The 22,012-nt window shown below is 72.2% G+C and carries 17 protein-coding genes; 13 read left to right on the top strand and 4 right to left on the bottom strand.

The genetic code is table 11. The annotated features are described in order from the left end of the window. Nucleotides 1-81: 81 nt before the first annotated feature. The gene (locus LE548_RS17735; protein WP_225097838.1) at nucleotides 82-1,686 is read left to right on the top strand and encodes a FadD3 family acyl-CoA ligase; all 1,605 of its coding nucleotides are present in this window, start codon (nucleotides 82-84) and stop codon (nucleotides 1,684-1,686) included. A 159-nt stretch (nucleotides 1,687-1,845) separates the two neighbouring features. On the opposite strand, the gene LE548_RS17730 is transcribed toward LE548_RS17735, so the two are convergent. Next, nucleotides 1,846-2,049, bottom strand: a complete 204-nt coding sequence (locus LE548_RS17730; protein WP_225097837.1) for a hypothetical protein — start codon at nucleotides 2,047-2,049, stop codon at nucleotides 1,846-1,848. Nucleotides 2,050-2,256: 207 nt separating this feature from the next. After that, nucleotides 2,257-5,232 carry a BTAD domain-containing putative transcriptional regulator gene (locus LE548_RS17725; protein ID WP_225097836.1) on the bottom strand — a complete coding sequence of 992 codons (2,976 nt, stop codon included), beginning with the start codon at nucleotides 5,230-5,232 and terminating at the stop codon, nucleotides 2,257-2,259. Nucleotides 5,233-5,432: 200 nt separating this feature from the next. On the opposite strand from LE548_RS17725, the gene LE548_RS17720 reads away from it, so the two are divergent. The 6 genes from LE548_RS17720 to LE548_RS17695 all read left to right on the top strand — a co-directional run bounded on the left by LE548_RS17720 (nucleotide 5,433) and on the right by LE548_RS17695 (nucleotide 12,945). Then, a complete protein-coding gene (locus LE548_RS17720) occupies nucleotides 5,433-6,659 on the top strand; it encodes an amidohydrolase family protein (RefSeq protein ID WP_225097835.1) in 1,227 nt (408 codons plus the stop codon). After that, nucleotides 6,656-7,588 carry an LLM class F420-dependent oxidoreductase gene (locus tag LE548_RS17715; protein WP_374116120.1) on the top strand — a complete coding sequence of 311 codons (933 nt, stop codon included), beginning with the start codon at nucleotides 6,656-6,658 and terminating at the stop codon, nucleotides 7,586-7,588. Before LE548_RS17720 ends, LE548_RS17715 begins: the two co-directional genes overlap by 4 nt. Nucleotides 7,589-7,597: 9 nt before the next feature. Further along, complete coding sequence (locus LE548_RS17710; RefSeq protein ID WP_225097834.1) at nucleotides 7,598-8,368, top strand: SDR family NAD(P)-dependent oxidoreductase; 771 nt, start codon at nucleotides 7,598-7,600, stop codon at nucleotides 8,366-8,368. A 108-nt stretch (nucleotides 8,369-8,476) separates the two neighbouring features. Continuing rightward, complete coding sequence (locus tag LE548_RS17705; protein WP_374116119.1) at nucleotides 8,477-9,595, top strand: LLM class flavin-dependent oxidoreductase; 1,119 nt, start codon at nucleotides 8,477-8,479, stop codon at nucleotides 9,593-9,595. 13 nt (nucleotides 9,596-9,608) lie between these two features. Beyond that, complete coding sequence (locus LE548_RS17700) at nucleotides 9,609-11,339, top strand: amidohydrolase family protein (protein ID WP_225097833.1); 1,731 nt, start codon at nucleotides 9,609-9,611, stop codon at nucleotides 11,337-11,339. Nucleotides 11,340-11,475: 136 nt separating this feature from the next. Further along, the gene (locus LE548_RS17695; RefSeq protein WP_374116118.1) at nucleotides 11,476-12,945 is read left to right on the top strand and encodes an aldehyde dehydrogenase family protein; all 1,470 of its coding nucleotides are present in this window, start codon (nucleotides 11,476-11,478) and stop codon (nucleotides 12,943-12,945) included. 146 nt (nucleotides 12,946-13,091) lie between these two features. Here the strand turns inward: LE548_RS17695 and LE548_RS17690 are convergent, their stop codons facing one another. Continuing rightward, the gene (locus LE548_RS17690; protein ID WP_225097832.1) at nucleotides 13,092-13,487 is read right to left on the bottom strand and encodes a nitroreductase family deazaflavin-dependent oxidoreductase; all 396 of its coding nucleotides are present in this window, start codon (nucleotides 13,485-13,487) and stop codon (nucleotides 13,092-13,094) included. A 182-nt stretch (nucleotides 13,488-13,669) separates the two neighbouring features. Between LE548_RS17690 and LE548_RS17685 the strand changes: the two genes are divergently transcribed. Genes LE548_RS17685 through LE548_RS17670 form a run of 4 tightly spaced genes read left to right on the top strand, consistent with a single transcriptional unit; the run spans nucleotide 13,670 to nucleotide 16,773 of the window. After that, nucleotides 13,670-14,161 (top strand): hypothetical protein, encoded by a 492-nt coding sequence (locus LE548_RS17685; protein WP_225097831.1) that lies wholly within the window; start codon nucleotides 13,670-13,672, stop codon nucleotides 14,159-14,161. Between the two features lie 10 nt (nucleotides 14,162-14,171). Continuing rightward, nucleotides 14,172-15,815, top strand: a complete 1,644-nt coding sequence (locus tag LE548_RS17680; protein ID WP_225097830.1) for a peptidoglycan-binding protein — start codon at nucleotides 14,172-14,174, stop codon at nucleotides 15,813-15,815. Between the two features lie 12 nt (nucleotides 15,816-15,827). Continuing rightward, nucleotides 15,828-16,355: a protease inhibitor I42 family protein gene (locus LE548_RS17675; RefSeq protein ID WP_225097829.1), complete on the top strand. Its 528-nt coding sequence runs from the start codon at nucleotides 15,828-15,830 to the stop codon at nucleotides 16,353-16,355. A gap of 4 nt (nucleotides 16,356-16,359) precedes the next feature. Further along, complete coding sequence (locus LE548_RS17670) at nucleotides 16,360-16,773, top strand: hypothetical protein (RefSeq protein ID WP_225097828.1); 414 nt, start codon at nucleotides 16,360-16,362, stop codon at nucleotides 16,771-16,773. Here LE548_RS17670 and LE548_RS17665 read toward each other — a convergent pair. Next, nucleotides 16,742-18,307 carry a CehA/McbA family metallohydrolase gene (locus LE548_RS17665; protein ID WP_225097827.1) on the bottom strand — a complete coding sequence of 522 codons (1,566 nt, stop codon included), beginning with the start codon at nucleotides 18,305-18,307 and terminating at the stop codon, nucleotides 16,742-16,744. The two genes, LE548_RS17670 and LE548_RS17665, sit on opposite strands and share 32 nt — an antisense overlap. A 133-nt stretch (nucleotides 18,308-18,440) precedes the next feature. Between LE548_RS17665 and LE548_RS17660 the strand changes: the two genes are divergently transcribed. After that, nucleotides 18,441-19,286, top strand: coding sequence for an LLM class F420-dependent oxidoreductase (locus LE548_RS17660; protein WP_225097826.1), 846 nt, complete (start codon nucleotides 18,441-18,443; stop codon nucleotides 19,284-19,286). Between the two features lie 48 nt (nucleotides 19,287-19,334). Continuing rightward, nucleotides 19,335-21,947, top strand: a complete 2,613-nt coding sequence (locus tag LE548_RS17655; RefSeq protein WP_225097825.1) for a bifunctional FO biosynthesis protein CofGH — start codon at nucleotides 19,335-19,337, stop codon at nucleotides 21,945-21,947. Nucleotides 21,948-22,012 lie beyond the last annotated feature (65 nt).

Genomic DNA, 22,012 nt, shown 5'->3' with positions numbered 1-22,012 from the left:
CCTCCCTGGACATCCTGACAGTCCGTCAGATTACAGCTAATCTGACGGAGAGTCAGCTATCCGGTGTCAGGGAGGGATGTCGTGAACGACTGGGGGACCGTCCCGGAGCTGGTGCGGTGGTCGGCCGCGCGGCACGCGGAGAGGGAGGCCGTGGTCGACGGCCGTACGAGGATCACGTACGCCGAACTCGGCGCCCGTATCGAGCGCTCGGCGGCAGCCTGCCTGGCGAGCGGCGTGCAGGTGGGCGACCGGGTGGCGGTCTGGGCCCCCAACTCCCTGGACTGGATCGTCGCGGCGCTCGGCGCGGTGAGCGCGGGCGCGGTCCTGGTCCCGCTCAACACCCGCTTCAAGGGCACGGAGGCGGCGGACGTACTGCGCCGCAGCGGAGCGCGGCTGCTCTTCGTCACGGGCACGTTCCTGGGCACGTCGTACGTGGCGTCCCTGCGCCGGGCGGCGGGGGAGGGGGCACGGGTGACGGACGCCCGGGTTCCACTCCCCGGCCTCCCGTCCCTGGAGGATGTGGTGGTCCTGTCGGAGGACGCACCGCCGGAGTTCCGGACGTGGAAGGAGTACGTGGCGGGAGGGGAGGGGGTGAGTGGGGAGGAAGTACGGGCGAGGGAGCGGAAGCTGGACGGCGGCTGCCTGTCGGACATCATCTACACGTCGGGTACGACGGGCCGCCCCAAGGGTGCGGTGATCACGCACGAGCAGACGCTGCGGGCGTACGACATCTGGGCTGAGCTGGCGGGATTGCGGGTCGGGGACCGCTACTTGATCATCAACCCCTTCTTCCACACCTTCGGCTACAAGGCGGGGGTGATCGCCTGCGTGATGCGCGGGGCGACGATGGTCCCGCAGCCGGTGTTCAACGTGGAAACGGCCCTGGCGAACATCGCGGCGGAACGCATCTCTGTCCTGCCCGGCCCACCCACGCTCCACCAGTCGCTGCTGGACCACCCGTCCCGGCCCGCCTACGACCTCTCCGCCCTGCGCCTGGTGGTGACGGGAGCCGCGGTGGTGCCCCTGAGGCTGGTGGAACGCCTGCGAGCCGAACTGGGCGTGGAGACGGTCCTCACGGCGTACGGCCTGTCGGAGGCGAGCGGCGTGGTCACGATGTGCCGGCGCGACGACCCGCCGTCGCTGATCGCGTCGACGTCCGGCCGGGCCATTCCGGGCACGGAGCTGAGGGTCGCCGACGCGTCGGGCGCTCCGCTGCCGCCGGAGGTGCCGGGTGAGGTGCTGGTCCGCGGCTTCAACGTCATGCGCGGCTACTACGAGGACCCCGGCGCGACAGCGGAGGCGATCACACCGGACGGCTGGCTGAGAACGGGCGACGTCGGCGTCCTGGACGACTCGGGCAACCTGCGTATCACGGACCGCATCAAGGACATGTTCATCGTCGGCGGCTTCAACGCCTACCCGGCGGAGATAGAGCAACTGCTGCGCACCCACCCGGATGTGGCCGACGTGGCGGTGATCGGCGTACCCGACCCCCGGCTGGGCGAGGTCGCCAAGGCGTACGTCGTGCGCAGACCCACCTCGACCCTGACCTCCGACGACCTGATCGCCTGGTCCCGCCGCGAGATGGCGAACTACAAGGTGCCGAGGGCGGTGGAGTTCGTGGGGGAGCTGCCGAGGAACGCGAGCGGGAAGGTGGTGAAGGGGGTTTTGCGGGGGAGGGGGTGAGGGGGAGGTCGGTCTCGGGTCTCACCTAGGGGGCGTGCATGTTCGAGTAGGTCGAACGGGTTCGGCCTGAAATTGGCCTGTACTCGCCCTCGACGCACTCCGGCCGCGACGGCTCCCCCTCGGCGCCGTCGCGGCCGGTTCCCCCGTGCGGGAGGTGGCTCAGCTGGGGTCGGACGTGATGTGGACGTTGTCCGTGGTCACCGGGGCATCGGTGATGTGGACGTTGTCCGTCGTGACCGTGCCCGTGCCCTTGGCCGGAGCGTCGGTGATGTGGACGTTGTCAGGGCTCACCGCGGCGGGCGCGTCGGTGATGTGGACGTTGTCCGGGGTGACGGTCTGCTCGTCCTTCGTGGTGTCGCTCATGGTGCTTCCTCCCCATTGGCGCTGTACTCGACGTTTGGTCCCGTCCGGCCGTTCCCCCGATGGACAGCCGGACGGGACCGGGATCGCCCAACCCTAGATCGTTCGCACGGGCGATCTCACAGCCGGTCCGTCTGCCCCCCGACGCGACGGATCGACAGGAGGAGACTGCCGTGCGGCGATAAACGAACGATGAACGTCCGCGCCGGCTCAGGCCGCCGCGGTCGGCGCCAGCAGCGCACGGACGGTCTCGGCCTCCGGTGACTGGAGCGACTCGTAGATGGACAGGGCCTCCTGCCAGCACACCTGGGCCCGTCCGGACTGCCCGATGCCGGTGAGCGCCCGGCCGAGCACGGTGAGGACGTTCCCGCGCCGCCATTCGCCGCCGATCCCACGGAGCACGGTCAGCGCGGCCTCGGCGCTGACCGAGGCCTGGGCGTGCCGACCGGCCGTCAGATCCAGTTCGGCGAGCCGGAACAGCGTCATCCCCTCCCACAACCGCTGACGGCTCTCACGGAAGACGGCGAGCGCCTCGTGCAGCCGCTCGGCGGCTTCGGCGGGCAGGCCGTTCTGAGTGAGGGCCATCCCCAGGGCGTAGCGCCCGTTGGCGGTCTTCACGGCGTGCCCCAGGCCCTCGTACATGTCGACGCCCTGCTGGGCCAGTTCGACGGCGCTCTGCGGACGTCCCGTGACGACGTGGATGCGGGACAGGTTGCACAGGACGCTGGCCTCCCCGGCGCGGTCGCCGCAGTCCCGGAAGTCCGCGAGCGCCTGCTTGAGGTGTTCTTCGGCGTCGGCGTAGCGGCGCTGGTAGAAGGCCATGGCGCCACGGATGTTCGCAGCCCAGCAGCGGGCCAGGGGATCGCAGGAGGGATCTCCCAGAAGCAGCGACTCCCGTGCCGACTCGTCCGCCTCCGTGAACCGCCCTGACAGTTGGTGGGCGTTGGCCAGGACGACCGCGGCCCGCACCTGGGCCCGCTGGTCCCCGCATGCCCGTGCCGCGTCGCGGAGGGCGAGCGCGGCGGCGTCGTACTCCCGTGAGTTGGCGCCGGACTCGGTCAGGTCGACGGCGGTCCACAGCAGGTCGATGGCGCGCGGCAGGGTCCCCGGGCCCGCGAACTGGCGCACACACGCGAGCAGGGACACGGCCTCCGCGTACAGCCAGTCCTGGGCGTGCCGCCGGTCGTCGAACCTCAGCCCCGGATACTCGGTCGGCTGCAGATGGTCCACGACCCGATCCCCCGGCCGCTCCATCGCATACACCTGTGCCGCCGTCCCCAGATAGAAGTCCAGCAGCCTCGACATCGCCGCCTCGCGCTCACCCGGCGGCTGCTCGTCCCTCTCCGCGCAAGCACGCGCGTACAGCCGGACCAGGTCATGGAACCGGTACCGCCCAGGCGCCGCCGACTCCAGCAGGGACGTGTCCACCAGGGACTCCAGCAGGTCCTCCGTGTCCTCCACGGGGAGGTCCAGGACCGCCGCCGCGGCCGCCAGCGAGATGTCCGGGCCGTCGGCCAGGCCCAGCAGACGGAAGGCGCGGGCCTGGGCCGGTTCCAGCTGGCCGTAGCCCAGTTCGAAGGTCGCCTTCACCGCCAGGTCCCCGGCCTGGAGCTCGTCCAGCCGGCGGCGTTCGTCCGCCAGCTTCGCCGCCAGGACCGAGACCGTCCACGTGCGGCGGGCCGCGAGGCGGGAGGCTGCGATGCGGATCGCCAGGGGGAGGAAGCCGCAGGCCGCCACCACGTCCAGCGCGGCCTCCCGCTCCGCCGCCACCCGCTCCTCGCCCACGATCCTCGTGAACAGGGCCAGCGCCTCGTCCGGGGACATCACGTCCAGGTCCACCAGGTGGGCCCCGGCCAGGTCCAGCATCCGGACCCGGGATGTCACCAGGGCCGCGCAGCCTTCCGTGCCGGGCAGGAGCGGGCGTACCTGGGCCGCGTCCTTCGCGTTGTCCAGCAGGACCAGGACCCGGCGGCCGTCCAGCACCGAGCGGTACAGGGCCGACCGCTCCTCCAGGGAGTCCGGGATGGCCGAGTCCGCCGTGCCCAGAGCCCTCAAGAAGGAGCCCAGGACCGTCTCCGGTTCCGCCGGGCGGGGGCCCGCGCCCTGGAGGTCGACGTACAGCTGGCCGTCCGGGAAGGCGCCCCGCGCCCGGTGGGCCACGTGCACCGCCAGGGTCGTCTTCCCGACGCCCCCGATGCCCGCCAGCGCCGACACCGCCATCACGCGGCCCCCGCAGTCCCGGGACTCCGAGGCCGAGGACAGCACCTCGCTCAGCTCGGCCACGAAGGACGCGCGGCCCGTGAAGTCCGGGACCGACGCCGGGAGCTGGGCCGGGCGCACCGGTACGACGGCCGGTTCCGGCGCCGGTGACGAGGGTTCCGCCAGGGCCGGGTCCGCCTGCAAAATCCTTTGCTGCAACTCCCGCAGCCCCGCCCGCGGGTCCACCCCCAGCTCCTCCGACAGCAGGCGGCGGGTGTCGGCGTAGACCGCCAGCGCCTCCGCCTGCCGGCCGCTCCTGTACAGCGCGAGCATCAGCAGCTCGCGCAACCGCTCCCGCAGCGGGTGGGCCGCGGTCAGCGCCGTCAGCTCCGAGACCGCCTCCGCGTGGCAGCCCTGCTCCAGGTCCATGTCCAGGCGGGATTCGAGGAGGCCGAGGCGCCACTCCTCCAGGCGGACCCGCTGGGTCTCGGCGTACGGGCCGGGGACGCCGGCCAGCGGTTCGCCGTCCCACCTGCCCAGGGCCTCGTTCAGCAGCTCGCGGGACCGGCACAGATCGCCGGCCGCCCGCGCCTTCTCCGCCTGCGCCGCCAGCTCCTGGGCCGCGGCCAGGTCCAGGGCGCCCTCGTCGAGGCCCCGGATCGCATAACCGCCGGACTCGCTGACCAGTACGCCGGGGTCGAGGATCTTCCGCAGGCGCGAGGCGTACGTACGCACCGCCGCCAGCGCCTGCGACGGGGGCTCGTCGCCCCAGAGCGCGTCGATGAGCTCCGCCGCCGTCGCCGTACGGCCCTCGCGCAGCAGCAGGGCGGCCAGCAGGGCGCGCTGCTGCGGGGAGCCCGTGCTCAGCGGCTCCGCACCGCGCCAGGCCCGCACCGGACCGAGCACGCCGAACCGCAACGCCTCCGGCTCCGTGACGGTCACGGAGCCGGGACGCCGCTGCTCAGGCACTCGCGGCCCACCGTCCATGCGTTCGTCCCCCTCGGCATCACGAACAACCCCGTCAGTTTGCCTTGTTCCGGGCGGTTGCGTCAGCCGTGGGAGACGCCGATCACAGACCGGCACACCTGAGTACACAAGGCCCTCACACGGTCTTCGCACTCATTCGCGTGGAGGAGACCGGAACCCATGAGCTGACGATCCGTCAGATCGGCGCTACCGTGAGGCTCATGGAGACGACTTCCTCATTCCCGCTGATCATCTCCGTCGACGACCACACCGTGGAGCCCGCCACCGTCTGGCAGGAGCGGCTGCCGAAGAAGTACCTGGACGTAGGGCCTCGTATCGTGCGTGCGCCGCTGAAGGAGATGACCTTCCTCGGCGGACGGTTCAAGCCCGTCATGGGCCGGCCCGGCAGCGACGACGGGCCCCTCGGCGACTGGTGGGTCTACGAAGACCTCCGGCGGCCCCTCACCCGGCTCGACACCGCCGTCGGGTACGACAGGGACGAGGTCAGGCTCGAAGTCATCACGTACGAGCAGATGCGGGCCGGGTCGTACGACGTGGCCGCGCGGCTCGCCGACATGGACGTCAACCACGTCCAGTCGGCCGTGTGCTTCCCCACCTTCCCCCGCTTCTGCGGGCAGACCTTCACCGAGGCCGCCGACAAGGAACTCGGCCTGCTGTGCGTGCGCGCCTACAACGACTGGATGGTGGAGGAGTGGTGCGGCCCCGACGCGCACGGCCGGCTCGTACCGCTCACCCTCATCCCCCTCTGGGACGCCCGCCTCGCCGCCGAGGAGGTGCGGCGGAACGCGGCACGTGGCGTCCGGGCCGTCGCCTTCTCCGAGATACCCCCGCACCTGGGCCTGCCCTCCGTCCACGGTGACGACTGGGACCCCTTCTTCGCCGCGTGCGACGAGACCGGCACGGTCATCGCCATGCACATCGGCTCCAGCAGCCGTATGCCCTCCACCTCCGCCGACGCCCCGCCCGCCGTGGGCTCCACCATCACCTTCGCCAACTGCTGCTTCTCGATGGTGGACTGGCTGATGAGCGGCAAGTTCGAGCGCTTCCCGAACCTCAAGGTCATGTACGCGGAAGGGCAGATCGGGTGGATCCCGTACATCCTTGAGCGGGCCGATGTGGTGTGGGAGGAGAACCGGGGGTGGGGCGGGGTCGCCTGCAAGGTCACCCGGCCGCCGTCCGAGACCTTCGCCGGGCACGTCTACGGCTGCTTCTTCGACGACGCCTTCGGGCTCCGCAATCTGGACTCCATCGGCGTCGGCAACGTCCTGTACGAGACGGACTACCCGCACTCCGACTCCACCTGGCCCAAGTCCCGCGAGGTCGGCGAGGCACAGATGGGGCATCTGCCGGCCGACGTGGTCGAGCGGATCGTGCGCGGCAACGCCATCGAGCTGCTGGGGCTCACCCCCGAAGGACTCTGGCGGTGAGTGCCCTGGCCCTGGCCTACGGCATCCAGCTTCCCGTCCAGTCCCAGAGCACCCTCTACACCGAGCGCTGGGAGACGGAAGCCGGGCCGGAGGATCTGGTGGCGGTGGCGCGGGCCGTGGACCGGGCCGGGTTCGCGTACCTCGCCGTCTGCGATCACGTGGCCATTCCGCGCCGGCTGGCCCCCGCCATGAGCACGGTCTGGTACGACCCGGTCGCCACCCTCGCCCACCTCGCCGCCGTGACCGAGCGGGTGCGCCTGCTCAGCCATGTGGCCGTCGTGGGCCTCCGGCACCCCCTCCTCACCGCCAAGCAGTACGCCACCCTCGATCACCTCTCCGGCGGGCGGCTGATCCTCGGGGTGGGCGCCGGGCATGTGCGGGAGGAGTTCGAGGCGGTCGGGGCCGACTTCGAGCGGCGGGGGGCCGTGCTGGACGAGAGCATCGACGCCCTGCGCGCCGCCCTCGGGCCGGAGGAGTTCCCCGAGCACCACGGCAAGCTCTACGACTTCGCCGGCCTCGGCCAGCGGCCCCGGCCCGCCCAGCCGCACGTCCCGCTCTGGGTGGGCGGCTCCTCGCCCGCCGCCGTACGCCGGGCCGCGCTGAAGGGCGACGGCTGGCTGCCGCAGGGGGATCCACGGGAGCGGCTGCCCGCGCAGATCGACCGGATACGGCGCCTGCGCGCGGATCGGGGGCCGGCGGGGCCGTTCACGGTCGGGGCCATCACCGAGCCGCTGTACGTCGGGCGGGCCGGCTGGGAGGTCGGGCGGCGGACCCTGACCGGGGCGCCGGAGGAGATCGCCGCGTCGCTGCGGGCGTACCGGGCGATGGGCGTGGATCAGATCCAGGTGCGGTTCCGCAGCCGGAGCCGTAGCGAACTCATCGAGCAGGTCGAAGCGTTCGGGGCGGAGGTCGCGCCCCGGCTGAGCTGAGGAGTGCGCATGGGCAAGCTGGACGGGCGGGTCGTCCTCGTCACCGGGGCGGCGCGCGGGCAGGGCGAGCAGGAGGCGCGGCTGTTCGCGGCCGAGGGCGCGAAAGTCGTCGTGGCGGATGTGCTGGACGAGCAGGGGGCGGCGCTGGCCGGCGAGCTGGGGGCGCTGTACGTCCACCTGGACGTGAGCCGGGAGGCGGACTGGGTGGCCGCGGTGGCGGCCGTGAAGCAGGCGTACGGCGGGGTCGACGGGCTGGTCAACAACGCGGGGATCCTGCGCTTCAACGCCCTCGTGGACACCCCGCTGGACGAGTTCATGCAGGTCGTGCAGGTGAACCAGGTCGGCTGCTTCCTCGGGATCAGGACCGTGGCGCCGGAGCTGTCCGACGGAGGCACCATCGTCAACACCGCCTCGTACACGGCGCTGACCGGGATGGCGGCGGTCGGGACGTACGCGGCGACCAAGCACGCGATCCTCGGCCTCACGCGGGTCGCCGCCCTGGAGCTGGCGCCCCGGGGGATACGGGTCAACGCCATGTGTCCGGGCGCGATCGACACGGCGATGTCCAACCCGTCCCGGCTGGATCCGGACGCGGACCCGGCGGAGATGACCAGGGCCCTCGACGAGCTCTACCGCAAGCTCGTGCCGCTCGGGCGGATCGGGCGGGCGGAGGAGGTCGCCCGGCTGGCGCTGTTCCTCACCTGCGACGACTCCTCGTACATCACCGGGCAGCCGTTCGTCATCGACGGGGGCTGGCTGGCGGGGGTCAGCGTGATCTGACACATACCTGACTGCCCGTCAGCTATTGACGAATCTGACGTAGCGTCAGAAAGTCTTAGGAACTCGCAGGACTCGCAGTGATCACCTGGACTGGGACGGTGAACCGCCGTGGAATTCGGGCTCTTTGTACAGGGGTACGTGGGCAAGCGCGCCGAGACCGACCCGCTCGCCGAGCACAAGGCACTGATGGAGGAGACCGAGTACGTCATCCAGGCGGACAAGTCCGGCTTCAAGTACGCCTGGGCCTCCGAGCACCACTTCCTGGAGGAGTACTCGCACCTGTCCGCCAACGACGTGTTCCTGGGCTACCTGGCGCACGCGACCGACCGCATCCACCTGGGCTCGGGCATCTTCAACCCGCTCGCCCAGGTCAACCACCCGGTCAAGGTCGCCGAGAAGGTCGCCATGCTGGACCACCTCAGCGAGGGCCGCTTCGAGTTCGGCAGCGGGCGGGGTGCGGGGTCGCACGAGATCCTCGGGTTCATACCGGGTGTGACCGACATGAACTACACGAAGGAGATCTGGGGGGAGACGATCGCCGAGTTCCCGAAGATGTGGCTCCAGGACGAGTACGCGGGCTTCCAGGGCAAGCACTGGCAGCTCCCGCCGAGGAAGGTCCTGCCGAAGCCGTACGGGAAGTCCCACCCGGCGATGTGGTACGCGGCCGGGTCGCCGGCGTCGTACGCCATGGCCGCGAAGAAGGGGCTCGGCGTGCTCGGCTTCAGCATCCAGAAGGTCTCCGACATGGAGTGGGTGCTGGAGCAGTACAAGACGGCGGTCGTGAACGCGGAACCCGTCGGGGACTTCGTCAACGACAACGTGATGGTGACGACGACCGCGATCTGCGCGCCCACGCACGAGGAGGCGATCCGGATCGCGGTGGGCGGCGGGCTGCACTATCTGCCCTCGCTGGTCTTCCGCTACCACGACACGTTCCCCCGCCCGGAGGGCTTCCCGGTCTGGCCGGAGACGCTGCCCGAATACACCCCGGAGTTCGTGGAGCTGCTCGTCGAGGAGGAGCTGCTGATCTGCGGGGACCCGGACGAGGTGCTGCGCCAGTGCAAGCGGTGGGAGCAGGCGGGCGCCGACCAGCTGAGCTTCGGGCTGCCGGTGGGCGTGCCGAAGGAGGAGACGCTGCAGACGATCCGGCTGATCGGGGAGCATGTGATTCCGAAGATCGACACGGATCCTGTGCATCGGACGTCGCGATTCCGCCAGGCCGTCTGAGGGGGCCCCGGGCATGCTGGACCACCTCATCAAGGGCGCCACCGTCGTCGACGGCACCGGCACCCCCGCCGTCACCGCCGACGTCGGTATCCGGGACGGCCGTATCGCCGCCGTCGGCAAGGTCACCGAGGACAGCCGCACCACCGAAGACGCGCACGGCCTCGTCCTCGCCCCCGGCTTCGTCGACCCCCACACCCACTACGACGCCCAGCTCTTCTGGGATCCGTACGCCACGCCCTCCCTCAACCATGGGGTGACGACCGTCGCCGCCGGGAACTGCGGGTTCACCCTCGCGCCCCTGAACCCCGCCCGCCCCGAGGACGCCGACTACACGCGCCGGATGATGTCCAAGGTCGAGGGGATGTCCCTGGTCGCGCTGGAGCAGGGGGCGCCCTGGAACTGGAGCTCCTTCGGAGAGTATCTGGACGCCCTCGACGGGCGGATCGCCGTCAACGCCGGTTTCATGGTCGGGCATTGCGCGCTGCGCCGGTACGTGATGGGGCCGGAGGCCGTCGGCGGGCAGCCCGGCAGCGAGCAACTCGCCGAGATCGTACGGCTGTTGCACGAGGCCATGGACGCCGGTGCCTGGGGGCTGTCCACCACCCAGTCCAGCACCCACTCCGACGGCGACGGACAGCCTGTCGCCTCCCGGCACGCCCGGCCCGCCGAACTGCTCGCCCTGGCCGAGGCGGTCGGGCAGCACGAGGGTACGCAGATCGAGGCGATCGTCGCCGGGTGCCTGGACCAGTTCAGCGACGACGAGATCGACCTGCTGGTGGAGATGAGCGCGGTCGCCGGGCGGCCGCTCAACTGGAACGTGCTCACCGTCGACGCGGCCGTCCCGGAGCGGGTGCCCCGGCAGCTGAGCGCGAGCGAGCGGGCCCGGAAGGCCGGCGGCCGGGTGGTGGCGCTCACCATGCCGATCCTCACCCCGATGAACATGTCCCTCGGCACCTTCTGCGCCCTCAACCTCATCCCCGGCTGGGGACCGGTCCTCGGGCTGCCGGTGCCGGAGCGGATCGCCCGGCTGCGGGACCCGGCCGTGCGGGCGGAGCTGCTGCGCCGGGCCCAGTCCAAGGAGGCGGGCGTCTTCCGGCGGCTGGCGAACTTCGGGCGGTACGTCATCGGGGACACCTACAGCGCCGCCAACCAGGGGCTCACCGGCCGGGTCGTACGGGACATCGCGGCCGAACGCGGCCAGGACCCCTTCACCTGCCTCGTGGAGATCTGCGCCAACGACGAGCTGCGTACGGTGCTGTGGCCCATGCCGACCGACAACGACCCCGCCTCCTGGGCGCTGCGCGCGGAGACCTGGCGGCACGAGGACGTGCTGCTCGGCGGCTCCGACGCCGGGGCGCACCTGGACCGGATGTGCGGGGCGCCGTACACCACCCGGTTCCTCGGGGACTGTCTGCGCGGGCGGAAGCTGATCGGGCTGGAGCAGGCCGTGCGGATGCTCACCGACGATCCGGCGCGGCTCTTCGGACTGCGGGAGCGGGGCCGGATCCGGGAGGGCTGGCACGCGGACCTGGTCCTCTTCGACCCGGAGCGGATCGACGCCGGGCACGCCCGGCTGGTGCACGACCTGCCGGGGGACAGTCCCCGCCTGGACTCGGCGGCGATCGGGGTGCGGGCCGTGTGGGTCAATGGGGTCGAGGCGATCCGGGACGACAGGGTCAGCGGGGCCGTACCGGGGAAGGTGCTGCGCTCGGGGCGGGACACGCGGACGGTGAGCACCCGGTGAGGGCGGAGCGGCTGTTCGTCGTCGGGCGGTGGGTGGAGCCGGACGGCGGGCACTACCGGGTGACCGATGCGGCCACGGAGGAGATCCCGGCCGTGGGCCGGAGGCTTCGCGGGGTGTTGCGGTCGGGGACCGACGCGTGGGCGGTGAGTACGCGGTGAGCGAGGGGCAGCGGTTGTTCGTCGGCGGGGAGTGGACGGAACCCGACGGTGGGCACTATGCGGTGACCGACCCGGCCACCGAGGAGCCCGTCGGCCGGGCGCCGGAGGCCTCACCGGACCAGGCGCGGGCGGCGTGCGCGGCGGCCCGGGAGGCGTTCGGGGTGTGGTCACGGACCCGGCCGGAGGAGCGGGCGGCGGTGCTGGCGCGGGCGGCGGGGATCATCCGCGACCGGCTAAGACCGTACGCCGACCTCGCCCGCGCCGAGACCGGCGCGACCACCGGGACCGCCCGGTCGATGCAGGTCGGGGTGGCCGCCGCCCGGTTCCGCCGGTACGCGAGCGTGGAGCCCGCCGAGTGGCCGGTCGCCCCGCAGATCAACGAGGCCGGGCCGATGGGCAGGGCGGGCGTGATGGGCGCCCTGGCGGTACGGCAGCCCGTCGGCGTCGTCGCCTGCATCACGTCCTACAACAACCCGTGGGCCAACCCGGCGGGCAAGATCGCCCCGGCGCTGGCCATGGGCAACACGGTGGTCGTGAAACCGGCCCCGCAGGATCCGCTGTCCGTCTACCGGATGGCCGAGGCGCTGGAGGAGGCCGGGGCGCCGCCGGGCGTGGTGAACGTGGTCTCGGGGCGGGACGTCGGCGTGGGCGAGGCGGTCGTCGCCAGCGTGGACGTGGACATGGTGAGCTTCACCGGGTCCACGGCCGTCGGCCGCCGCATCGCCGAGGTGTGCGGGCGGGACATGAAACGCCAGCTGATGGAGCTGGGCGGCAAGGGCGCGGCGCTCGTCTTCGACGACGCCGACCTGGCCTCCGCCGTCGCCGGCATCGGCACGACCTTCTCCTTCTACAGCGGGCAGATCTGCACGGCACCGACGCGGGTGCTGGCGCAGCGGGGCGTGTACGACCGCCTGGTCGAGCAACTGGCCGTATACGCCCGCCGGTTGAAGGTGGGCGATCCGTCCGCCCCGGACACGGTGGTCGGCCCGGTGATCTCTGCGGAGCACCGGGCGCGGGTCGAGTCGTACGTCGAACTGGGCCGGAAGGAGGGCGCGACGGTCGTCACCGGCGGTGAACGCCCGCCGCTGGAGCGGGGGTTCTACGTCGCCCCGACCCTGCTCGCCGACTGCGCCAACGACATGCGGGTGGCCCGGGAGGAGATCTTCGGGCCGGTCGTCGTGGTCGTCCCCTTCGACGACGAGGAGGAAGGGATCGCCCTCGCCGACGACTCCGACTACGGCCTGATCGACTACGTCTGGTCCGCCGACGTGGCCAGGGCCTTCCGGGTGGCCCGGCGGCTGCGCGCGGGCGGGGTCGGCATCAACACGGTGGGGCGGAACATGGAGGCCCCGTTCGGCGGGTTCAAGAGGAGCGGGGTGGGCCGGGACGTGGGCTCGTACGCCCTGCACGCCTACAGCGAGGTGCAGGCCATCGTGTGGCCGGGGTGAGGGGCCGGCCCCTCTCGGCCCGCTCAGCCAGTAGCTCCCGGTCCCCAGCCCTCGGCCCTCGGCCCGCTCAGCCCGTAGCTCCCGGTCCCCAGCCCTCGGCCCTCGGCCCGCTCAGCCCGTAGCTCCCAGTCCCCAGCCCTCAGCCCTCAGTCCTCCAGATCCACCCGCACCGTCAGTAGATCCGTGCCGAACGCCCGTACCGCCGCGCTGTTGAAGCGGGGCAGGGCACGCAGGCGGGTCACGGGGTCGTCGTCGGGGAGGAGGTGGGCGGTGCCGTGGTGCCAGCGGCCGGCGATGCGGACCCGGACGCGGGGGTCGGCCTGGATGTTGCGGACGTACTGCGACTTGTGGCCGAACTCGGAGACCAGCCAGAAGGACCCGCCGACCCGGCGGCCGCCGACCGGGGTCTGCCGGGGCAGGCCCGAGGTGCGGCCGGTGGTCTCCAGGAGGATCTGGAACGGCAGCCGCCGGTTGAGCGGATTGGCGAGGTGCCGCTGGAAGGCGGTCACGAGGCGGTGCTTGCGGTCGCTGCTGCCTGACATGTCTGTCGCTCTCCTGGTCTCCTGACACACCGGAAGGGGGATGGTGTGTCGGCCCCGTGCGGGGCGTGTGATGCCTGGACGTTCCTACAACTGCCGCGTGTTAGCCTCCCCTGCGGTCGTGAGCTACGCAACGGGGGAGCGGGATGGGCGGGTCGTCGGACTGCTACACGGTGAGGTCCGGCATGTCCGGACAGGCGAACGAGCTGGACGGGGCCGGCGACGACGCCGGGCACATACACCAGGCCATCCAGCCCACCATGTGTTACACGGAGGACGCCCTCGGCGGCCCCGAGGCCGGTGCGGCGTTCAACGCCTTCGCCGCCGCCTGGGTGGACGACGCGGCCACCCTGGAGTCGGCGCTGCACGAACTCGCCGGCAAGGTCCGCCTCGCCAAGGGCGCCTACGCGGGCGGCGACCACGCGGTGGCGACGCGCGCCGCGGCCGTCACCACCGACGCGGCCGGCCTCGGCAACGGGGTCACCACCATGCCGACACCGGCCGGAAGCTCCTACGTCACCACCATGCCGACCCCGGTCGGAAACGCGTACGTCACCACCATGCCGACGCCCGCCACCGGCCCGGACCCCACCAGCATGCCGGCGCCCGACGGCGGCGGCCCCGTCACCACCATGCCCGTGTACGCCGACCGCCCGTCGGCCCTCACCACGTACTGAGGGCGGGGCGATGACCGGACTCCTGGGCTTCCCGGGCCCCTTCGGTGACCCCTTCGGCGCCCTCGGCACCCCGGCCGGCCGCCGGGACTGGCTGGCCGGCCTCGTCGTGAGCATTCCCCAGGCCGCGGACAAGAACGACCTGCTGGACCAGATCGACAACGCCCTGTTCGTCTCCGCGCCCGTCGGTGACACGGCCACCCTCGAAGCGCTGGGCAAGCGCTACCGCGGCCAGGTCGACAAGGCCGGTGAGCTGCACGACCGTACGGACAAGGTGGCCAAGAAGGGCCTGCCGGAGGTCTGGGTCGGCGACACCAGCGTCCTCGCCTCCGACGGCGTGGCCGCCGCAGCCCGCGCCGCGACCAAGATGGCCGACGCCTTCCAGGGCGGCGCCAGGGCACTGCACGCGCTGGCCGACGCGCTCGGCACCGCACAGAAGCAGGACGCCGACGGGCGCGCCAAGATGGCGCAGGCCAAGCAGCGGCTCGGCCCGAAGGACAGCATCTTCGACCTCGCCAGCATGCTGGAGAGCGACGCGGAGAAGAAGGCGACCCTCGACGCGGGGCGGGCCCTGGCCACCGACGGGGTCGACCTCATGCACAAGGCGGCCGTCACCGCCGACGACGCCGTACGCGCCGCCGCCCGCGACCTGAACAAGTGGGCGGCCGAGGCCCGCGCAGGCAAGATGCACACCGGCCGGCTCTCCGCGGTGGACCGGCTGATGCTCGCCGACACCAGCGGCAAGGACGGCGCGGCCGACCTCAACGAGATCCTCACCGCGAACGACCTGGAACGCTCCGGCCGGGCCATGGACCAGCTCTCGCCCGCCGACCGGGCCCGGATGGACCAGCTCCTCGCGGGCGCCAAAACCCCGCAGGAGAAGGCGTACCTGATGAAGGCCCTCGCCGCGGGCCACAGCGTCGACGACATCCAGACCTTCGACGGCAAGATCCACGGCAAGGACCCGGCCTGGCTGCAACGGCACCTCACCCCGATCGTCACCGACGGCGACAGCCTCAAGGACGAGGGGACGAACCCGATCAGCGGCGCCAACATGAACACCCAGCTCCAGGACTTCCAGGGCCAGAACTGGGCACAGGGCGGCGACGGCCAGGAGGGCACCTGTGTCGCCTCCTCCACGGTCACCGCCCGCGCCCTGGTCGACCCCGTCTACGCCCTCTCCCTCACCGGCGGCCCCAGCGGCCAGGAGGACTCCGCGGAGGCCTTCCGGCAGCGCCTGATCGCCGAACAGCACCGGGTGCACGAGGAGGGGCACGGCGGCGCCAACTGGAACGGCATGGGCCTGCAGGGCAAGACCGAGGTCGTCAACAAGGAGATCAGCCCGGAGACCGGCAGCACGTACGAGATGCACGAGGTCCCGGACGCGAACGCCCGGCGCGATGTCCTGCCGGACATCGAGAAGGCGGTGGCGGACGGCAAGCCGGTGCCCATCGGCGTCCAGGGCCACGACGAGAAGGGCAACCGGGTCGGGCACGCCATGATGATCATCGGCCAGGAGGGTGACAAGCTGGAGATCTACAACCCGTGGGGCAAGACCACCTGGGTCAGCGAGAACGACTTCGTCAACGGAGGCATGGCGAAGGCCAGCGACAACGAGCTGCCCGACGCCTACGAGGTCCACCTGCCCCAGGACTGACGGAAACCAGCGATGACTTCACGTGCACCTCTCCTCGCCCCGGCCGCCCTCCTCTGCCTGCTCGCCGTCACCGGCTGCGGCACGAGCGGCGGGGCCGGCCCGATCGGCCCCCCGGGTACACCCAGCGCGCCGGCCACCCCTCACGCGTCGGCGACGCCCGCCACCCCCGCGTACGGCACCGAGCACCGGACCCTCACCGTGGCGCCGGGCGAGCGGTTCTCGCTCACCGTGCCGGCGGCTCCGACCCTGGGCCAGAACTGGTACCTCGCCAAGCCCGGACCGGACGCCACCGTGCTGACGTACCAGGGCGAACGGGCGGACTACGGCAGCGCCGGCAAGGACGTCGACGGCAGCACCGACGGCACCCAGTCCTTCGGCTTCACCGCCCTGGCGAAGGGCACGACGACGGTACGGCTGCTGTACTGCCCCATGGACGCGTGTACGGGCAAGCCCTCCGCGTCCCCGTCGCCGTACCCCACCCTGACCGCCCGCCCGCGCGCCCAGGCCGGCTACTACGTCTTCACGATCACCGTCCGCTGAATCAGTGACCGGAACCGAGGCCCTCATGCCCCCAGCCCCCGACCACGACAGCCGCAGCGACGACGAGGTCCTGGCCGCCACCGACGTCGCCATGCTGCTGCGCTACGGCCTGACCCAGGACGCCTTCCACACGGCCCTGTTCGGTGACGGCGCCGTGGCCGCCGCCGTCACCCTCGACCGGCTCGGTGTGCTGCCGCGCTCGCTGACGTTCCTCGCCGAGATCGTCCGGTCAGGCGGCCTGGCCTACGCGGCCGGGCTGCCCGAGCCGCTGCCGGCCCCGGAGCCGGCCGAGCTGCTGCGCGACTGGCTGACCGGCGCCGCGCAGACCGCCACCACCCCCGAGGCCGAGATCCGCGCCGCCCGCTGGCTGGACGCGGTCGCCGAGATCATCGCCCTGCGGCGGTCCGTCCGTCGCTGACCGCACCGGCCGCCCCGAGGAAGACCGGGTTGGTGAACGCGGCCAGCGCCCCCGGCACCGGCCCGGCCGCCGTCTCGTGCCGCACCTCGGCCCGCACGTACGCCGCGTAGGAGGGCGTCGTACGCCACTCGACCGTGCCCGAGCCCGCCACCGGCAGCGGATCGCTGGTGAACAGCACCCCCTGGTCGGTGACGAACCGCACCGAGCAGCGCGGCGCGCCCGAGACCTCCAGCCGTACGGTCACCGGGGTGTCGGCGGCCACCGCCAGCCGCTCCCCGATGCCCGCCTGCTGCCCGCGCCCGCCCGTCGCCGTGAAGGCGAGGCTGACGTTCTTCGACTCGGCGATGTACGAGCGTCCGGCGCGGATGCCCTCCTGGATCGCCTCCCGGGTCAGGTCGTCGGCGAGGACGACCGTCTGGGGGCTGCCGACCGCGTCCGGGTCGCGGTGGGCGTCGCTGTTGCCCATCGCCGGGAGCCAGGCCCGCCCCTGCCGCACGGAGGCGACCAGCTGGTTGTCCCAGTCGGCCAGGGTCACCTCGTCGTCCGGGGTGTACGGGCCGTTCCAGACCTCCACGGCGTCCGCCTCACCGAAGCCGAACTTCCAGCCGCAGCCGACACAGGTGGCGTGCGGATGGGCGGGGACCACCAGGCCGCCCGCCCGCCGGATGTCCCGCGCGAAGCGGGCCCAGCGGTTGTCCCGGGCCCGGTACCGCCAGTCCACGAACGTCCCGGGCTCGGTGCCGAGCGCCACCACGTGCCCGTTGCGGGTGGTGACCTCCTCGCCGAGCATGATCAGCAGGTCGTCGCCCGCCTGGTCCGCCCAGTGGGGGTGGGCGGAGTGGGTGTTGTGGTCCGAGGAGTTGATGAAGTCCAGGCCCGCCGCCCGCGCGAGGGCCGCGATCTCGGCCGGGGTGCGGCGGCCGTCGGAGTACCAGGAGTGCAGGTGGCAGTCGCCCCGGTACCAGTCCCGGCCCCGCCCCTTGGCCCGGGACGGCGGATACACGGGCCTCGGGGTCTCGCCGGGGTCGCCGTAGGTCAGCGTGATGGTCAGCTCGTACGTCAGTCCCTGCGGCGCCACCGTGTAGGGGCCCAGCGCGACGTACCAGGTGCCCTCCCGGATCGGGCCGGGGACGTACCCGGGGGTCGCGTCGTCGGCCCGCACGAAGAACTCGGTGCGGGCCCCGCCCGACCAGCCCCGGAAGCCCCGGCCGCCCAGCTCGGTGCCGTGGTCGTCGAAGAGGCCGATGTCGAGGGCGTTGCCGGGGGTTCCGGCCGGGACGGACGGCTTGTCGTAGGTGTAGGTAACCCTGAGCTCCTGGACCCCGGCGGGCACTTCGACCGGTACGTACACGAAGTCGGGGGAGCCGGGCGGCAGCGTCCCGCGCACCGTCCGCGTCTGCTGTCCCTGCCCGTCCGCCGCTGCGAAGCTCACGCTTCCCAACGTAAGGGCAGCGGCGGCGCCCGTCACGAACAGCGCGCGTCTGCCGATGCCGTGCGTGTGCTCGGGAGTGTGCTCGTGCGTGTCGTCACACATGGTGGTCACTCTTCCGTCCGGGTGTGAACTCCCGTGAAAGGGAAGGAGATTGACGAGCGGGAGTTGATGGACGGATGGGTAATGCCGACTGGTCGGTATGGACAGGCGGGTCTCGGCTCGGTAGAGATGGGTCATGCGTATCGCCGTCACCATCTTCCTCACCGACGAGACCGTCACGCCGGTCCGGCTCGCCCGCGAGCTGGAGCAGCGCGGCTACGCCGGCCTCTACCTGCCCGAACACACCCACATCCCGGTCGAGCGGACCACCCCGTACCCGGCGGGCGGCGAGCTGCCGCGCGAGTACGGCCGCACCCTGGATCCCTTCGTGGCCCTGGGCCAGGCCGCGGCCGTCACCGAGCGGCTCGGCCTCGGCACCGGTATCACGCTGGTGGCCCAGCACGACCCCATCGCCCTCGCCAAGCAGATCGCCACCCTCGACCACCTCTCCGGCGGCCGCTTCACCCTCGGCCTCGGCTACGGCTGGAACGTGGAGGAGGCCGCCGACCACGGCGTGCGGTGGCGTACGCGCCGGGAGCTGGTCCGGGACCGGATGCGGCTGATGCAGGCGCTGTGGGCCGGGGAACCCACCGCCTACGAGGGTGAGTTCGGCGGGGTCCGGGCCAGTGACGCCCACCCCAAGCCGGCGCAGAAGCCGCGCGGCCCGGTCACCGGCCCGCGCACGCTCGTCGGCGGGACGGCCGGGCCGAAGCTGTTCGCGCACATCGCCGAGTACGCCGACGGCTGGCTGCCGATCGGCGGGCGGGGCCTCACCGAGTCCCTGCCGGCGCTGCGCACGGCCTGGACGGACGCGGGCCGCGACCCGGCCACCCTCCAGGTCGTCCCGTACGCGGTTCTGCCGACCCCCGGCAAGCTCGCCCACTACGCCGAGCTGGGCATCGAGGAGGTGGTGCTCCAGCTGCCGCCGGCGGGGGAGGCCGAGGTGCTGCGGGCGTTGGACGGCTACAGCAGCTTCCTGTAGGCCGGGCGGAGCCGTCAGGCCTGATCACCCCGAACGTATGCTCAAAGAATGACGACTTCCGCGACCTCCGGAACCGGCCCCACCGAGAACTCCATGCGTCGCGCCCTCAAGCGCGCCCGGGACGGTGTCGCCCTCGACGTGGCCGAGGCGGCGGTGCTGCTCCAGGCCCGCGGCGAGGCCCTCACCGACCTCGCCGCGTCGGCCGCCCGGGTGCGCGACGCGGGCCTCGAACAGGCGGGCCGGCCCGGTGTCATCACGTACTCGAAGAGCGTCTTCATCCCTCTCACCCGGCTGTGCCGGGACAAGTGCCACTACTGCACCTTCGCCACCGTCCCCGGCAAGCTGCGCCGCGCCGGGCACGGGATGTTCATGTCCCCGGACGAGGTGCTGGACATCGCCCGCAAGGGTGCCTCGCTCGGCTGCAAGGAAGCCCTCATCACCCTCGGCGACAAGCCGGAGGACCGCTGGCCGGAGGCGCGCGAGTGGCTCGACGCGCACGGCTACGACGACACCATCGCCTACGTCCGTGCCATCTCCATCCGCATCCTGGAGGAGACCGGCCTGCTGCCCCACCTCAACCCGGGCGTCATGACCTGGACGGACTTCCAGCGCCTGAAGCCGGTCGCCGCGTCGATGGGCATGATGCTGGAGACGACCGCCGAGAGGCTCTGGTCCGAGCCCGGCGGCCCCCACTACGGCTCCCCGGACAAGGAACCGGCCGTACGGCTGCGGGTGCTGGAGGACGCGGGCCGCTCGTCCGTCCCCTTCACCTCCGGGCTCCTCATCGGCATCGGTGAGACGTACGAGGAGCGCGCCGAGTCCCTCTTCGCGCTCCGCAAGATCTCCCGGGCCTACCACGGTATCCAGGAACTGATCATCCAGAACTTCCGCGCCAAGCCGGACACGGCGATGCGCGGCATGCCGGACGCCGAACTGGACGACCTGGTCGCCACGGTGGCCGTCGCCCGGCACCTCATGGGCCCGTCCGCCTGCCTCCAGGCCCCGCCGAACCTGGTGGATGGGGGCACCTCCCAGACGGAGTCTGGGGGAGAGTACGAGCGGCTGATCGGCGCCGGCATCGACGACTGGGGCGGGGTCTCGCCCCTGACGATCGACCACGTCAACCCCGAGCGGCCCTGGCCCCAGATCGAGGAACTGGCCGCGAAGTCGGCGGCGGCCGGCTTCTCCCTGCGTGAACGCCTCTGCGTCTACCCGGAGTTCGTGGGCCGCGGCGAGCCCTGGCTGGACCCGCGGCTGCGCCCGCACGTGAGCGCGCTCGCCGACCCGGAGACGGGGCTCGCGCGCGAGGACGCGGTGGTCGAGGGCAGGCCCTGGCAGGAGCCGGAGGAGGCCTTCGTACCGACCGGCCGCACGGACCTGCACCGCACGATCGACACCGAGGGCCGTACGAGCGACCGCCGGGACGACTTCGACGAGGTCTACGGCGACTGGGAGGCGCTGCGGGAGGCGGCCGCGCCCGGGATGGCGCCGGAGCGCATCGACACCGACGTACGGCAGGCGCTGCGCACGGCGGCGGACGATCCGACGAAGCTGACGGACGCCGAGGCGCTGGCCCTGCTGCACGCGGACGGCCCGGCGCTGGACGCGCTGTGCCGGGTGGCCGACGACGTGCGCAGGTCGGCGGTCGGCGACGACGTCACGTACATCGTCACCCGGAACATCAACTTCACCAACGTCTGCTACACCGGCTGCCGCTTCTGCGCCTTCGCGCAGCGCAGGACGGACGCCGACGCGTACACGCTGTCCCTGGAGCAGGTGGCGGACCGCGCCCAGCAGGCCTGGGACGTGGGCGCGGTCGAGGTGTGCATGCAGGGCGGGATCCACCCCGACCTGCCGGGCACGGCGTACTTCGACATCGCACGGGCCGTGAAGTCCCGCGTCCCCGGGATGCACGTGCACGCCTTCTCGCCGATGGAGGTGGTGAACGGCGCCACCCGCACCGGCATGTCGATCCGCGAGTGGCTGACGGCGGCCAAGGAGGCGGGCCTGGACTCGATCCCCGGCACCGCCGCCGAGATCCTGGACGACGAGGTCCGCTGGGTGCTGACCAAGGGCAAGCTGCCGACGGCGACGTGGATCGAGGTGATCACGACGGCCCACGAGCTGGGCATCCGCTCCTCCTCGACGATGATGTACGGCCACGTCGACCAGCCCCGCCACTGGCTGGGCCATCTGCGCACCCTGGCCCGGATCCAGCGGGAGACGGGCGGCTTCACGGAGTTCGTCACGCTGCCCTTCATCCACACGAACGCCCCGGTGTACCTGGCGGGCATCTCCCGTCCGGGCCCGACGACGCGGGACAACCGGGCGGTGACGTCGATGGCGCGCCTGCTCCTGCACCCCTGGATCCCGAACATCCAGACCAGCTGGGTGAAGCTGGGCGCGGAGGGGGCGGCGGAGATGCTCCGCTCCGGTGCGAACGACCTCGGTGGCACGCTGATGGAGGAGACGATCTCCCGGATGGCGGGCTCGTCGTACGGCTCGTACAAGTCGGTCCGCGACCTGGTGGCCGTCGCCGAGGCCGCCGGCCGCCCGGCGAGGCCGCGCACCACGTTCTACGGCGAGGTGCCCGAGGAGCGGCAGCGGGCGGCCGAGGCCTCCGACGGCCACCTGCCCGACCTGCTGCCGGTCCTGGATTGAGGTAAGAGACCGAGAAGAGACTGAGTACGATGATCCGACCCCGAACCATCTAGACGGGGCCCTGT

It is taken from the genome of Streptomyces sp. CoH27, from assembly GCF_020181035.1.
Lineage (GTDB): Bacteria > Actinomycetota > Actinomycetes > Streptomycetales > Streptomycetaceae > Streptomyces > Streptomyces camelliae.
Note: the sequence above shows the minus strand (reverse complement) of the source record. Positions and strands in the feature narration are given on the sequence as shown.